Raw genomic sequence first — 14,555 nt, 5'->3', positions numbered from 1 at the left:
ACTTTTGTGTATCTGAGCATTTTGAAAGGCAGGATATGACCGCAACCGCCAGCCGAACCACCAACCGCAGGCCCGAGCTTCTGGCCCCCGCCGGAGGCCCGGAGCCCTTTGCCGCCGCGCTCGCCGCCGGGGCAGACGCCATCTACTGCGGCATGGGCAGCTTCAACGCCCGCCGCAAGGCCACCAACTTTACCGATGAGGCCTTTGAGCAGGCCTGCCGCGCCGCGCACCTAGCCGGCTCGCGCGTCTACGTCACGGTCAACATCGTCATCAAGCAGTCCGAGATGAGCGATGCACTGCAGCTCATCCACCGCTGCTCCACGCTGGGCGCCGACGCCTTTATCATCCAGGACTGGGGCCTGTTCTTTGAGGTCAAGCGCACCATGCCCGGCATCGAGACCCATATCTCGACCCAGGCGAACATCCACGATGACCGCGGAACCATCTGGTGCCGTGAGCAGGGCGCCGACCGCGTGACCCTCTCGCGCGAGCTTTCCATCGACGAGATCGCCGCCATCCACGACGCCGCGCCCGACGTTGACCTGGAGGTCTTTAGCCACGGCGCCATCTGCTTTTGCTACTCGGGCCTGTGCCTGCTGTCGAGCTTTGCCATGGCGGGCCGCTCGGCCAACCGCGGCATGTGCGCTCAGCCCTGCCGTCTGCCCTACGAGCTGATCGACGAGAACGGCCGCACGCTCTCCCCTACCGGTCGCGAGCGCGCGCTATGCCCGCGCGACACCAACACTTCACAGCTTGTTCGCCGCCTGTATGACGCCGGCGCCGCATCGCTCAAGCTCGAGGGCCGCATGAAGGCGCCCGATTACGTGTACTCCATCGTCGATGTGTATCGTCATCAGATCGATGACATGCTGGCCGGGGCCGTCGTAGATAAGGACGAGGACGCCGCTCGCCAGCGCCAACTCAAGCGCTGCTTTAACCGCGACTTTACGCACGCCTATCAGGACGGCACCTCGGGCGACGAGATGATGAGCTACGAGCGCTCCAACAACCGCGGCCAGATTGTGGGCACGGTGCTGGGCAGCCGTCTGGCCAACCGCGACGTGCGCGGGCTCAAACCCGACGACCGTCGTCGCCGCGCCGCCATCGCCCGCATTGAGCTGTTTGAGCCCGTGGGCAAGGGCGACTTGTTGGAGCTTCGTCACGACGATGAGTTCGACCAATTCCTGACCACCATCGCTATCGATGATGCCGCCGCCGGCGACATCATCGAGTGCCGCGTTCCCCGCAGCATGCCCGAGGGCTGCCGCGTGCGCGTGATTCGCAGCCAGCGCGCCATTGACGCTGCCGGCGCTGCGCTCAAGCGCGACGTGCTACGCCGCCGCGCCGTAGACGTGTCCGTCGCGGCGCGTCTGGGCGAGCCGTTTACCGTCACGCTCACCTGCTGCGACGACCCCACGCTCACCGCCACCGCCACCGGCTTTACCGTCGAGGCCGCCGAGACCCGCGCGGTTGAGGCGTCCGATCTGGTGGAGCACGTGGGCCGCATGGGCTCCTCTCCCTTTGAGGCCGCGAGCTTTGATGTGGCGCTCGATGAGGGCTGTGGCATGGGCTTCTCCGCTGTGCACAAGGTGCGCGCCGCCGCTTGCAAGGCGCTCGAGGAGGCCATTCTGGCGCCTTACGAGGAGCGCGCCCACACGCTCGAGCTGCCGGCGATTGTCACCAGTGATTCCCGCCCCGCGCCCGAGCACTACCGCGATGAGCCGCAGATCTGCGCCACCGTCACCTCGCTCGACGCCGCCGAGGCAGCGCGCGCGGAGGGAGCCGCGCGCATCTACATGACCACCGACGCGCTCGATGCGGCCGAGCTCTCCCCCGCCGATGCGTTTGAGCAGGGTATTGTCCCCGTGCTCGATGAGGTCTGCCGCGCCGTCGACCACGCGCGCGTCGACCCGTGGGTCGTTGCCGGTGCCACGGTCGCTATTGGCAACATCTCTGAGCTTGCCCTGGCCGCCCAGGTTGGTGCCACGGCCGAGATTCGCTCTTGCCTGCCCGTGCACAACACGCCTTGCATGGAGGCACTCGCCGAGCGCGGAGCCGGGGCGTTTTGGCTCTCGCCCGAGATCACGCTCGACGAGATTATCTCGCTTGGCACCTCCGCGCCCGCAGCCCTGGGCATCACCGTTTTCGGCCGCCCGCGCGTTATGACGAGCGAGCACTGTATCCTGCAGGTGGCCAATGGCTGCATCCACGATTGCGCCCACTGCCGCCTGCGCGTCCGCAAGCTGTCGCTCAAGAATATCGACGGCAAGGTCATGCCGGTGCGTACCGACATCCACGGCCGCTCGCGCCTGTACGACGCCTACCCCATCGACCTCACACCGCAGGTTCCACAGCTCCTCGACGCCGGCGTGCGCCGTCTCATGGTCGACGGAACCCTGCTCGAGGCCGATGAGATTGGCCGCGCCGTCGCACGCGTCCGTCGAGCCGTCGAGGCCGCGCAGGCCGGCCGTAAGCCCGCCGCCCGCCTGCGCGGCGCCACTTCGGGCTGCATGTTTGTGGGAATTAGCTAACCGAAAGGCTTACACGTGAACGAAGAACCCCAAGTCCTCTACTGCGACGCCTGGCTCATGGCCATCGATAAGCCCGCCGGCATGATCGTCCACGGCGACGGCACCGGCGAGCGCACGCTTACCGACTATGCCAGCGACCTTTTGCTGGCGATGGGCGACGGCCTTGCCGCGACCGACATGCAGCCGCTCAACCGCTTGGACCGCGACACTACCGGCGTGGTGCTGTTCTCGCTCGACAAGCAGACGCAGCCCGCCTTTGACCAGATGGTCATCAACCACGCCTTCGAAAAGCACTATCTGGCGCTCGCCGAGGGCAAGATCGACTGGAACGAAAAGCTCATCGACAAACCCATCGCCCGCGACCGCCACGATAGCCGCAAGATGCGCGTCGGCGCCAGCGGCAAGCCGTCGCAGACGCGCGTGAAGGTGCTCAAGCGCCTTAAGAGCCGCCGAGGCCTGCCCACCCGTTCGTATATCGATGTTGAGCTGCTCACCGGCCGCAAACACCAGATCCGCGTGCACCTGGCAAGCGAGCGCCATCCCCTGGTTGGCGACGACCTGTACGGAACGCCGCGCCCCTGTGGCCTCATGCTCCACGCCCACAGCGTATCCTTTACCCATCCCGTAACCGGCGAGCACATCTACATCGAAGCCCCCTGCCCCTGGGAGCCCTAAAACCTGCCAAAAAGGGACAGGTTTATTTTGGCAGGTTTTATCTGCGCAAACGTCAAGCCGCCACGATGGCTCAGCCGCGGCGCCAAAACGTCTCGATCTGTAACAGTTAGAACCCATTTTCCGGTCTATCTGTTACAGATCGAGACATTCAAATCCCCCTCAAGGGATAATCTCGATCTGTAACAATAACTCGGCAAAATCGGTCCCAGATGTTACAGATTGAGACAAAGGGATGGTGCGGTTCGGAAGTATCTCAATCTGTAACATCTAACCCACTTTTAACGGTCCAGTTGTTACAGACTTAGACAAACCGGCGGACAACGAAAGCGGCAACGCCTGTGATGGACGTTGCCGCTTTTCTATTGAGAAAACTACTCGGTTTTCGTTACGAACCACCACAATGGGGACAGGCACCTTTGTGATGGTTTTGGCCTTGTCCCGTCGCTAGACCGTGATGACGTTGTCCATTGCCCGATACTTGGCGGGCACCTCGCCCGCGGTAATAATCGTTGCGTCGCGAAAATCTGCGAACTTGACGGGCGCCACCATGCCAAATTTACTGGCGTCCGAGATTACAAAGCGCCTGGCCGTATGGCGCATCGAGATGCGCTTAACCTGCGCCTCCTCGATATCGGGCGCCGTGAAGCCCTGCTCGGCGGCAATGCCGTTAGAACCCCAAAAGCCACAATTGAAGTTGTAGCGGTCTAAGGTTGCCAAGGCATCGGGGCCAACGAGTGCTTCGGTCTCGGGCTTGAGCTCGCCGCCCAGCACCACGGTACGCATGCCGCGCAAAGCGAGGTGCTGAGCATGGAGCACGGAATCGGTCACATAGGTGACATCTTCAAGGTGTGGAAGATGCTCGATGAGCTTGAGCGTCGTCGAGCCCGAATCGATGTATACAAAGCTCTCGGGCTCCACGAGCGCCGCGGCGCGGGCGCAGATACGCTCCTTATCGTCGTTATGGAGGTCGCTGCGCTCATTGAGCGTTAGGTCGCGCGTCACGTGCGCGCGCTCAAGACTCGTCGCTCCGCCGTGGACCTTGGCGATGCGGTGTGCTCGATCGAGCGTCTGCAGGTCGCGCCGAATGGTAGACGCCGTTACGCCCAGGGTATCGGCAAGCTCTTGCACAGTAACCGAGCCAGCCTGCTGGACCATCGACACGATCGCGTTGAGCCTATCCTCCGCAAGCATCGCTTACTCCTCCTCGGGGTACACGACTCCCCAGTCGGCGCGGAGCTTGGTCATAAGCTCCATGACATCAGAAGCATAATCCAGAAGCTCGCGCTTCGAATCATCGCCGGCAACGGCCTTCTCCAGGTCGGCCATCTCGTAGCACAGAGCGTATGCCTCGGTGCCGGTGTGGACCTCCTCACGGTGCCCGTCCGCAGTCCACACGATGGTCGCGTGATCGGCACGCGGATATTCGTTGACCTCGATATAGCACTTGTCAAAGCTGATGACCGAGCGCTTGGGGTGCTTGGAGTGAAGTGTAAGGCTCACCACGCCCAGCTGCTGCTCGGCATTACGGCAGACGATGCCGCCCGCAACGTCAACGCCGGTCTCGCAGGTGTTGCCGAGTGAAACGACCTCAACAGGCTGGCTTGCCATAAAGAGGCGCATGACGGACAGGGCATACACGCCAATATCGAGCATGGCACCGCCAGCAAGGTTGCGATTGTAGAAACGGTTGGTCAGGTCGCCGTATTCCTTGTAGCTGCCAAAGTTGAGCTGAGCGAGGTTCATGCGGCCAAACTCGCCGGCATCCATGCGGCGGCACAGCTCCCGATACAAGGGCATGTGGAGCACCGTGGTGGCGTCCATAAGGACCACGTTGTGCTCGTCGGCAATGGCACGCGCTTCGTCGAGCTCGGCGGAGTTGAGGGTGATGGCCTTCTCGCAGAGCACGTGCTTGCCAGCTGCCAGAGCGGCGCGCAGGTAGGTGATATGCGTGTTATGCGGCGTGGTGATATAAACGGCGTCGATGTCGGGATCGGCGTAGAGGTCCTCAACCGTCTCGTACACCTTCTCGACGCCATACTGCTCGGCAAAAGCCTGGGCCTTGGACAGCGTGCGGTTGGCGACGCCCGCAAGCTTGCGGCCGGCAAGGGCGAGAGACTGGGCCATCTGATTGGCGATAACGCCGCATCCGATCACGGCCCAACGAAGCTCGGGAGCCGTAAAGATGTCGTTAGGGAACGGCTGATCCTGGACCGAGGCAAACGCCGCCTTAGCGGCGGCTTCGGCGTCGAGCGGAGCCTGTTTGGAATCTGTCATCATGTGCCTCCTGAGTCACCGGAAGTTCTTCATTTCCAACAGCCTTATATTCGCACAAATTTGCGCGCATTTGCTTGTATTTGCGTGTTTATTTGTTTATCGGTTATTATTTAACCATAGTTTGCAGATATTTGCGCGGCTATGCGCATTATCGCGCAAGACTCTGTGCGTAAATACGCATGCAACGATCGTTATGATGCAGAAAAAGGCGGAACACCAAAACCCCTAAAGGCAAAGCAGGCTGTCTTACTCTGCCCCCTAGGGGCATCAGACATCAAAAGACCATCCCTAACTGCCGGCACATAGGGACTGTCCCAGGCTGCCGAAACCTGGGGGCGTTCCCCGTACGACGCTTTCGTGGCAAGACTGTCTCCATCAACTAGCCGTTAAAGAACGTCCCCAACGACTAGTCATTTATGTCTGTCCCCAATGAGTATAGCCACTCATTTATGTCTGTCCCCAATGAGTATGTCAGAAGTAGCCACTCATTTATGTCTGTCCCCAATGAGTCTGTCCCCAATGAGTAGGGATAGAAAAAGGCCCGGGTGCCGTGGCATCCGGGCCTTTGCTAGCAACTTAGATGTTGCGGGCAGCTTAGAACTTGTGGCCGCACTTCTTGCAGACGCGCAGCTTGTTCTTGCCGTCCTTCTCGTGACCGACGCGGGTAACCTTACCGCACTCGGGGCAAACGAGATTGACGTTGGAGGCATCGATAGGAGCCTCCTGCGAAACGATGCCGCCCTGCTGGTTGGCAGCGTTGGGCTTGACGGCCTTCTTGACGACCGAAACGCCCTCGACAACGACCTTGTTCTCGGCAGGGAGAGCACGCAGGACAACGCCCTGCTTGCCGCGATCCTTACCAGAGAGAACCTGGACCTTATCGCCCTTCTTGATATACATATATCTCCCCTAACTACAGGGTCTCGGGAGCGAGCGAGACGATCTTCATGTACTTCTTGTCACGAAGCTCGCGAGCGACGGGCCCGAAGATACGGGTGCCGACGGGCGAACCATCGTTGTTGATGACAACGCAGGCGTTATCATCAAAGCGAATGTAGGAGCCATCCTTGCGGCGGATCTCCTTAACGGTGCGAACGACGACGCAACGGACAACGTCCTTCTTCTTGACGTTGGCGCCAGGAGTAGCCTCCTGGACAGCACCGATGAACACATCGCCGATGCCTGCATAACGACGCTTGGAACCGCCAAGCACCTTGATGCAGCGAATCTTGCGAGCGCCGGAGTTGTCGGCGACGTTCAGCATGGTTTGCATCTGAATCATGGTAGATGTTCCTCCGAACTAAGAACCGAAGAGAGGTGCGCAGCCTTTATGCGGCCCGTGGTATGCAAGCCAGGCATACGCACATCTTCGGAAACGTACAAGTCGTAAGAGCGACTGCTTATTTAGCGCGCTCGACGACCTCGATGAGGCGCCAACGCTTCATCTTGGACATAGGACGGGTCTCCATAACGCGGACGGTATCGCCCACGCCAGCCGTGCACTCCTCGTCGTGAGCGTGCAGCTTCTTGGAGCTGGTCATCATCTTGCCGTACTTGGGGTGACGCTTGCGCTCGGTGATGGTGACAACGATGGTCTTGGCACCGGAGACGGAGGTAACGACACCCGTACGGACCTTACGCGAGTTACGCGAATCAGTCATGTTCTCTCCTTAGGTCCTACTCGGCGACAGCGGACTTCTCCGCTGCGATCTCGCGGGCGCGCTGCTCCGTGAGGACGCGAGCGATGTCCTTCTTCACGGTGTTGACGCGAGCGGTGTTGTCCAGCTGGCTGGTGGCCATCTGGAAACGAAGGTTAAAGAGCTCGGCGCGCATTTCCTTCAGCTTCTCAACGAGCTGAGCGTCCGAGAGCTCACGAATCTCTGCGGGCTTCATTAGTTCTCCTCCTCGGCCGTCTCTGTAGCGGCAGGCTTAGCGACGATCTTGGTCTTGATGGGGAGCTTGTGCTGCGCCAGACGCAGAGCCTCGCGAGCGACCTCCTCGGGCACGCCCTTGACCTCGAACATGATGCGGCCGGGCTTGACGACGGCCACCCACTCCTCGGGGTTACCCTTACCAGAACCCATGCGAGTCTCGGCAGGCTTCTTAGTGATGGGCTTATCGGGGAAGATCGTGATGTAGACACGACCACCACGCTTCATGTAGCGGGTCATGGCAACACGAGCGGCCTCGATCTGACGGTTGGTGATCCAATGGGCCTCGAGAGCCTGGATACCAAACTCGCCGAAATGCAGCTCGGTATTACCCTTGGCCTGGCCCTTCATGGAGCCACGCTGCACCTTGCGGTGAAGAATACGCTTAGGGGCAAGCACTACTGACCCCTCCTCTCGGAGTTACGACGACGAGGACGGGAAGAGCCCTCGAGTGCAGGGTTGGGAACAGGCTGGCCCGGGAGCTTCTCGCCCAGGTAGATCCAGACCTTCACGCCGCAGGCACCCATGGTGGTGCTGGCGACAGCCGTGCCGTAGTCGATCTTGGCACGGAGGGTGTGCAGAGGCACGCGACCCTCACGGTACCACTCACGACGGCCCATCTCGGCACCGCCGAGACGACCGGAGCACTGGATACGGATGCCCTTGGCGCCGGCCTTGCGGGCGGACTGGACAGCCTTGCGCATGGCGCGACGGAAGGCAACGCGGCCCTCGAGCTGCTCAGCGATAGACTGAGCAACGAGGTTGGCGTCGAGCTCGGGGCGCTTGATCTCGACAACGTCGACGGAGAGCTGGCCCTTGGAGACGCCAGCGACCTTCTCGAGCTCGGTGCGGAGGGTATCGATCTCGGCACCCTTCTTACCGATGACAACGCCGGGGCGAGCGGTGAAGATGATGACCTTCACCTTGTCGCCAGCGCGCTCGATCTCGACGCGGGAGACAGCTGCGCGGGAGAGACGCTTCTCGAGGTACTTGCGGATCTCGAGATCGTTACCGAGGGTCTTAGCGTAATCCTTCTCTGCGAACCAGCGGGAGCGCCAGTTCTCGGTGATGCCAAGACGGAAGCCGGTGGGGTAGACTTTCTGACCCATACAGCTTTACGCCTCCTTTCGAGGAGCAACGACGACGGTGATGTGGGAAGTACGCTTCAGAATGCGAGAAGCGGAACCCTTGGCGCGGGGACGGATGCGCTTAAGCGTCGGACCCTCGTCAACATAGGCAGCAGCGACAACCAGGTTGTCGGCACGCAGACCGTTATTGTTCTCGGCGTTCGCAACGGCGGAACGGAGAACCTTCTCGACATCCACGGCGACGGCGCGGTCGCAGAAGTGGAGGATGTCGAAGGCCTGAGCGACAGGCTTGCGGCGGATCAGATCGACCACCAGGCGGGCCTTGCTGGGGGAAACACGCACGTACTTAGCGACGGCGCGAACCTCGGTGGCCTCAGTTTCAATAGACTTAGTTGCCATTTACGGTTAACCCCCTATTTGGCCTTGTGGCCACGGAACGTACGAGTCGGCGCGAACTCGCCGAGCTTGTGACCAACCATGGACTCGGTAACATACACGGGCACATGCTTGCGGCCGTCGTGGACGGCGATGGTGTGACCAACCATCTCGGGGAAGATGGTGGACGCGCGGGACCAAGTCTTCACGACGTCCTTCTTGCCAGCCTCGTTCATCGCGGTGATACGCGAGAGAAGGCGAGTCTCCACGAACGGGCCCTTTTTGAGACTTCTGCTCATAAGTGCTTTCTCCTAAAACTCGGTATCCGAAATTACTTCTTACGGCGACGAATGATGTGCTGGTTCGAGACCTTCTTCTTCTTGCGCGTACGAAGGCCCTTCGTCGGCTTACCCCAGGGGGTAACAGAGGGACGACCAGAGGTGTGGTTCTTGCCCTCGCCACCGCCGTGCGGGTGGTCGACAGGGTTCATAACGGTACCGCGGACGGTCGGGCGCACGTTCATGTGACGCTTACGGCCGGCCTTGCCGATGACGATGTTGGCGTGATCGGCGTTGCCGACCTCACCGACGGTGGCGCGGCAGGTAACGAGGATGCGGCGCATCTCAGAGGAAGGCATACGGACGATGGCGTACTTGCCCTCCTTACCCATCAGCTGGCAGGAGTTACCGGCGGAACGGGCGATAGCGGCGCCCTTGCCCGGCTGGAACTCGACGGCGTGGATGAGCGTACCGACGGGGATGTCGGCGAGGGGCAGAGCGTTGCCCGGCTTGATGTCGGCGTCAGAACCGGACATGACGGTCTGACCGACCTCGAGGCCCTTGGGGGCCAGGATGTAGCGCTTCTCACCGTCAGCATAGTGCAGCAGAGCGATGCGAGCGGAACGGTTCGGATCGTACTCGATCGTGGCAACCTTGGCGGGCACGCCGTCCTTGTTGCGCTTGAAGTCGATCACGCGGTAACGACGCTTCACGCCGCCGCCCTGGTGGCGGGTGGTGATGCGGCCGTTGTTGTTACGACCGGCCTTCTTGGGCAGGGGCTCGAGAAGAGACTTCTCGGGCTTGGTGCAGGTGATCTCGGAGAAGTCGGAGATCGTCTGCCAACGCCTACCAGCGGAGGTCGGCTTAAGGTGCTTTACAGCCATTACAATCCCTTTCAATAGGTATCCGTTAGCCATCGCAGACAGGGATTCGAGGTTCTGCCTCGGGTGCGATGACACCGGACGTATACACGGTTCCGGGCGTGTCCATTTTATACGCCCAAAACCTTGAGCTCTCGCCTCCCCTATTTGGGAGGCATGAGCTCACTCAACAGCAGCGAGTCTTAGGCCTGGTTGCCAAAGACCTCGATGGTGTCGCCCTCGGCCAGCGTAACGATGGCCTTCTTCCAAGAACGGGTCTTGCCGGCGACATAGCGCACGCGCTTGGTCTTGGGCTTGACCGTCAGGGTGTTCACGCGAACGACCTTGACGCCGAAGATCTCCTCGACAGCGTCCTTGATCTGATACTTGTTAGCATCCTTGGCGACCTCGAACGTGTACTTGTTCTGCTCCATGCCGGAGAAGGAACGCTCGGACACGATCGGACGGATGATGATCTCGTGGGCGGTCATTTATGCAAGCACCTCCCCGAAGTGAGCGGCGATGTCGGCGGGCATCAGCACAGCGTTGTTGTTGACGAGATCATAGGTGTTGGCCTCGTCGGCAGTGATGATGAACGTCTTGGGAATGTTGCGGAACGACAGGTAGGCGTTGACGTCCTCATCGCGAACGATGATGGTCAGACGCTTGCCCTCAAGGCCAAGAGCCTTGAGCATGGCAACGGCAGCCTTGGTGGAAGGCTTCTCGAAGCCGTAGTCGTCGACGAGCACGAGCTCGCCATCGGCCAGCTTGGCGGACAGCGCAGAGCGCATAGCCAGCTTGACCTCCTTGTTGTTCATACGCTTAGCGTAGGAACGGGGCTTGGGGGCGAAGACAACGCCACCGTGACGCCACTGGGCAGCACGGATGGAACCCTGGCGGGCACGACCGGTGCCCTTCTGACGCCAAGGCTTCTTGCCGCCACCGGAAACCTCAGAGCGGCCCTTAGCGGACTGGGTGCCCTGACGCCAAGAGGCCATCTGGCACTTGACGATGTGGTGCATAACGTGGATGTTCGGCTCGATGCCGTACACCTCAGCGGCGAGCTCGGCCTCGGCGACCTTCTTGCCCTCGCTGTTCTTTACTTCAAACTTTGCCATTTAAGTGTTCTCCTTGGTATGACGCTGGGCTAAATGGGCTGGGCCCTTAGGCCATACGGATGGCGACGAGACCATTCTTGGCACCCGGGACAGCGCCCTTGACCAAGATGAGGTTCTGCTCGGCATCGATGCGGACAACGGAAAGGTTCTTGACGGTAACGCGCTCGTTACCCATGTGGCCGGCCATCTTGACGCCCTTGAGGACGCGCGCAGGATAGGCGCACTGACCGATAGAACCGGGGTGACGCTGGAAGTGAGAACCATGCGTCATAGGACCGCGGCGCTGACCCCAGCGCTTGATGCGACCCTGGAAGCCCTTACCCTTGGAGGTACCGATGACGTCGACCTTCTCGACATCAGCGAAATCAGCGACGGTGACGACCTCGCCGACCTTGTGCTCCTCGCCGTTCTCGACGCGGACCTCACGAAGGAAGCGGACAGGCTCGACGCCGGCCTTGGCGAAGTGACCAGCCATGGGCTTGTTCACGTTCTTGGCCTTGATGTCGCCGAAACCGATCTGGACGGCGTCATAGCCGTCGGTTGCCTGAGTTTTAACCTGCGAGACAGCGCAGGGGCCAGCCTGGATGACCGTGACGGGAACGACGTTGTCGTTCTCGTCCCAAACCTGGGTCATGCCAATCTTGCGGCCGAGAATCATGCTGATCAAGATATGATCCCAACTCTCGCGTGGTCTTGGGACAATGCGTACACCACCGAGCGTACGCCCCTAGAGGACCACTACTTACACGACGTGCTCCCCAGCCTTGTATTGCGTCCGAACTACCTGACAACCCTATTAAGCAGGCATTTTGTCCAGCCAGAATACTCCCCTGGTTACACACAGCTGTTTAGTATACACGGCTGCGGGCGTATCCATCGAGATTCATATTTCACTCACATTGTTTACGCAGGTAAAGTGCGTGAAGTCGCCTGGGCTTGGCAGAGGGGCGGCGAAATATATTAAATTTGCTGCTCTACAGTCCTGCGCAAGACGGAAAGCACATTAAGTGCTTTCCTTTGCGTGCGGAACTCGCGACAAACTTAATATATTTCGCCGCCCCTCTGCCAAGCTCGGGAGACGACACGTTGATGTCTGCTTAACTCTACTCGCTCAGCTAATGACTTTGTTGGGGATCCACAATTTGCTGCAAGGTGAACTTGCATTGGGGCGTATCGTCCTCTTCTCGCGCATCGTCGAAATCGAAGATCATAATGGCGCAGTTGGGGAGTTTTGCTGGGAGCTCGAAGCCCTCTGGAGCTGCAGCCTTGATGAATTGGCGGCTGGCGCTGCCGTGGCTTACTGCTAGGAGGGTTTCGATGCCCTCGGCGCCCATGAGATTGGTGAGGGTGTCTACCATGCGTTCTTGCAGCGCGCGGCTTCCTTCTCCTCCGAAGGGGACCAAATCCTCGCCCGGATCCCAAACGTCGGTAGGCAATGCGTCATGCGGGCCTTCCTCGAAGGTCCCATAGCCGCGCTCGATGATGCCTTCGCAGGGCTCGACAGTAGCATCCGGACCGAGAATCTCGCATGCGACGAGACTTGCCGTGTCCATGGCTCGGCCTAAAGGCGATGAGACCACTTTGTCGGGGACGACGCCGTGGGCTTTGAGCCATTCGGCTGCCGCTTGGGCCTGTTGACGGCCCAAATCGGTAAGCGGTGAATCACAGCGACCCTGGACGAGCTTTTTTACGTTGAATTCCGTCTGGCCGTGGCGGAGCAGATACAGCCTCTTCATATTCTCCCCTTCTGTATAACGTGCTTTGCCGGCGCAGACCTACTCGTGGGTATGCCCTACGTAGTCATCGTCGATCGTAATCTTGGCAATCGACTTGGGAAATTCCGATTCGACCCTCTGGGCCAACGCGTGCTTGAGCTCATCGGACCCCATGCCCAAATCCGAGGGACGCACGCAGTCAAAGATCACGTTGGTGTGCGTAGGACCCGGCACACAGCGCAGGTCATGAATCGAAAGGCGGCTATCGATCTGTTGGGCCATGGCGTGAATGCGCAAACGCATGCTCGCCACATTGGGGTCATCGGTCACGATGGGATCGTAGTGAAGCGTGACAATCATGTCGTCTTCGTCCCTAAATGCCTGTTCAATGTTGTCGAGCGTGTCGTGACTTTCCAGCGGGCTGGCCTCGGCCGCCATCTCGGCGTGAGCGCTTGCGAACTTCCTGCCCGGGCCGTAGTCGTGAACCATTAGGTCATGAACGCCCAAAACGCCAGGGTAGCTCATGATCTTGCCGCGAATATAATCGACCAGCTTGGGATCGGGCGCCTGACCCAAAAGCGGGCTCACCGTATCCTGGATGAGCTCAAAACCGCTCCAGCCAATATAGGCGCCAACGGCAAGGCCGACCCAAGCATCAAGATTGATATGCGTCACCTGCGAAACAATTGCGCACGCTAACACGGCGCCTGTGGCAAGGACATCGTTCTTGGAATCCTGCGCGGTCGCATGCAGCGTCTCAGACTCAATACGGTCACCGAGCTTTTGGTTGAGGGCCGCCATCCACAGTTTAACAACCATCGAAAGCGCCAAGACTGCCACCAGGGCAAGCGAGAACTCGACGGGTTCGGGGTGGACGATACGCTCAAACGAGGACTTCACCAGTTCGAGGCCGATGAGCAGCACGAGCGCCGCCACGACCAGACCCGAGAGATACTCGTAGCGGCCATGGCCGTAAGGGTGCTCGGGGTCTGCCGGCTTGCCCGCCAGCTTAAAGCCAAGCACGCTCACGATGTTTGAGCTGGCGTCGGACAGGTTGTTCATGGCGTCCGCCACAATCGAAACCGATCCCGACAGCACGCCAATTGCACCCTTCGCAGCGCATAGCGCCACATTGGCGAGAATACACACCACGCCCGCCAACGTGCCCACGCGCGCACGGTCGCCCTGCGCACGACGAACGATCCACTCGACCATCTATATCTGCCCCCAACAGTTTTACTCATACACTCGTCTGTCGAATAGCTCAGTAGTGTAGACCCTTTACCCCATCGATACAAAAAAGGCCGCAACCCTTAGGGCTGCGGCCTTACAAATCGCACTATCGAGCAAAAAGCTTAGAGCTTGATGTCGATGTCGACGCCAGCGGGGAGGTCGAGACGCATAAGCGAATCAACGGTGCCCGAGGTGGGATCGAGAATGTCGATGAGGCGCTTGTGGGTGCGCATCTCGAACTGCTCACGGGAGTCCTTGTCCTTGTGCGGCGAGCGGATAACCGTGTACAGGTTGCGCTCGGTGGGCAGGGGGACAGGACCGGAAACGCGAGCGCCGGTCTTCTGAGCGGTCTCGACAATGAGCTTCGCGGACTGATCGACGACCTCGTGATCATAGCCCTTGAGGCGAATGCGGATCTTCTGGGTAGCCAACTTAAACCTCCAAAGAGTGCGAGAGATGTTCTCGCGGATTACGTAA

19 protein-coding genes are annotated in these 14,555 nt (G+C 60.1%); 2 read left to right on the top strand and 17 right to left on the bottom strand.

Translation table 11 applies throughout. The annotated features are described in order from the left end of the window. Positions 1-35: 35 nt before the first annotated feature. Both ACQRC0_RS01375 and ACQRC0_RS01370 read left to right on the top strand, forming a co-directional pair. Positions 36-2,531 (top strand): DUF3656 domain-containing U32 family peptidase, encoded by a 2,496-nt coding sequence (locus tag ACQRC0_RS01375; protein WP_427727128.1) that lies wholly within the window; start codon positions 36-38, stop codon positions 2,529-2,531. Positions 2,532-2,546: 15 nt separating this feature from the next. Next, positions 2,547-3,206: an RluA family pseudouridine synthase gene (locus ACQRC0_RS01370; protein ID WP_427727125.1), complete on the top strand. Its 660-nt coding sequence runs from the start codon at positions 2,547-2,549 to the stop codon at positions 3,204-3,206. Between the two features lie 444 nt (positions 3,207-3,650). Here the strand turns inward: ACQRC0_RS01370 and ACQRC0_RS01365 are convergent, their stop codons facing one another. The 17 genes from ACQRC0_RS01365 to rpsJ form a co-directional block, all read right to left on the bottom strand. Beyond that, positions 3,651-4,397, bottom strand: coding sequence for a DeoR/GlpR family DNA-binding transcription regulator (locus tag ACQRC0_RS01365; protein WP_427727123.1), 747 nt, complete (start codon positions 4,395-4,397; stop codon positions 3,651-3,653). A gap of 3 nt (positions 4,398-4,400) precedes the next feature. Beyond that, a complete protein-coding gene (locus ACQRC0_RS01360; protein WP_427727120.1) occupies positions 4,401-5,480 on the bottom strand; it encodes a Gfo/Idh/MocA family protein in 1,080 nt (359 codons plus the stop codon). Positions 5,481-6,074: 594 nt separating this feature from the next. After that, complete coding sequence (gene rplX / locus ACQRC0_RS01355) at positions 6,075-6,380, bottom strand: 50S ribosomal protein L24 (RefSeq protein WP_006235043.1); 306 nt, start codon at positions 6,378-6,380, stop codon at positions 6,075-6,077. A gap of 13 nt (positions 6,381-6,393) precedes the next feature. Further along, positions 6,394-6,762 (bottom strand): 50S ribosomal protein L14, encoded by a 369-nt coding sequence (rplN, locus tag ACQRC0_RS01350; protein ID WP_117734331.1) that lies wholly within the window; start codon positions 6,760-6,762, stop codon positions 6,394-6,396. 118 nt (positions 6,763-6,880) lie between these two features. Further along, entirely contained in the window at positions 6,881-7,141 is a 261-nt protein-coding gene (gene rpsQ, locus ACQRC0_RS01345) for a 30S ribosomal protein S17 (protein ID WP_006235040.1), read from the bottom strand. A gap of 16 nt (positions 7,142-7,157) precedes the next feature. Continuing rightward, positions 7,158-7,373, bottom strand: coding sequence for a 50S ribosomal protein L29 (rpmC, locus tag ACQRC0_RS01340; RefSeq protein WP_006235039.1), 216 nt, complete (start codon positions 7,371-7,373; stop codon positions 7,158-7,160). Next, positions 7,373-7,810, bottom strand: a complete 438-nt coding sequence (rplP, locus tag ACQRC0_RS01335; RefSeq protein WP_427727118.1) for a 50S ribosomal protein L16 — start codon at positions 7,808-7,810, stop codon at positions 7,373-7,375. Before rplP ends, rpmC begins: the two co-directional genes overlap by 1 nt. Beyond that, positions 7,810-8,520, bottom strand: coding sequence for a 30S ribosomal protein S3 (rpsC, locus tag ACQRC0_RS01330; RefSeq protein ID WP_154514689.1), 711 nt, complete (start codon positions 8,518-8,520; stop codon positions 7,810-7,812). The genes rplP and rpsC overlap by 1 nt, the downstream gene beginning before the upstream one ends. Before the next feature lie 6 nt (positions 8,521-8,526). Beyond that, positions 8,527-8,898, bottom strand: coding sequence for a 50S ribosomal protein L22 (gene rplV / locus ACQRC0_RS01325; protein ID WP_006235036.1), 372 nt, complete (start codon positions 8,896-8,898; stop codon positions 8,527-8,529). A 14-nt stretch (positions 8,899-8,912) separates the two neighbouring features. Further along, positions 8,913-9,173 carry a 30S ribosomal protein S19 gene (rpsS, locus tag ACQRC0_RS01320; protein WP_006235035.1) on the bottom strand — a complete coding sequence of 87 codons (261 nt, stop codon included), beginning with the start codon at positions 9,171-9,173 and terminating at the stop codon, positions 8,913-8,915. A gap of 32 nt (positions 9,174-9,205) precedes the next feature. Continuing rightward, complete coding sequence (gene rplB / locus ACQRC0_RS01315) at positions 9,206-10,036, bottom strand: 50S ribosomal protein L2 (RefSeq protein ID WP_117583062.1); 831 nt, start codon at positions 10,034-10,036, stop codon at positions 9,206-9,208. 179 nt (positions 10,037-10,215) lie between these two features. Continuing rightward, positions 10,216-10,503 carry a 50S ribosomal protein L23 gene (gene rplW, locus ACQRC0_RS01310; protein WP_006235033.1) on the bottom strand — a complete coding sequence of 96 codons (288 nt, stop codon included), beginning with the start codon at positions 10,501-10,503 and terminating at the stop codon, positions 10,216-10,218. Continuing rightward, positions 10,504-11,130 (bottom strand): 50S ribosomal protein L4, encoded by a 627-nt coding sequence (rplD, locus tag ACQRC0_RS01305; protein ID WP_006235032.1) that lies wholly within the window; start codon positions 11,128-11,130, stop codon positions 10,504-10,506. Positions 11,131-11,176: 46 nt separating this feature from the next. Beyond that, entirely contained in the window at positions 11,177-11,797 is a 621-nt protein-coding gene (rplC, locus tag ACQRC0_RS01300) for a 50S ribosomal protein L3 (protein ID WP_089572481.1), read from the bottom strand. 448 nt (positions 11,798-12,245) lie between these two features. After that, positions 12,246-12,866, bottom strand: coding sequence for a histidine phosphatase family protein (locus ACQRC0_RS01295; protein ID WP_427727116.1), 621 nt, complete (start codon positions 12,864-12,866; stop codon positions 12,246-12,248). A 39-nt stretch (positions 12,867-12,905) separates the two neighbouring features. Next, on the bottom strand, positions 12,906-14,060 hold the full coding sequence (locus ACQRC0_RS01290; RefSeq protein WP_427727114.1) for a cation diffusion facilitator family transporter: 1,155 nt from the start codon (positions 14,058-14,060) through the stop codon (positions 12,906-12,908). A gap of 140 nt (positions 14,061-14,200) precedes the next feature. Beyond that, entirely contained in the window at positions 14,201-14,509 is a 309-nt protein-coding gene (rpsJ, locus tag ACQRC0_RS01285; RefSeq protein ID WP_427717612.1) for a 30S ribosomal protein S10, read from the bottom strand. Positions 14,510-14,555: the final 46 nt, after the last annotated feature.

Origin of the sequence: Collinsella sp. SGI.033 (assembly GCF_050315135.1) — a bacterium.
Taxonomy (GTDB): domain Bacteria; phylum Actinomycetota; class Coriobacteriia; order Coriobacteriales; family Coriobacteriaceae; genus Collinsella.
The sequence above is the reverse complement of the archived record's forward strand: the minus strand, read 5'-3'. Positions and strand labels throughout refer to the sequence as shown.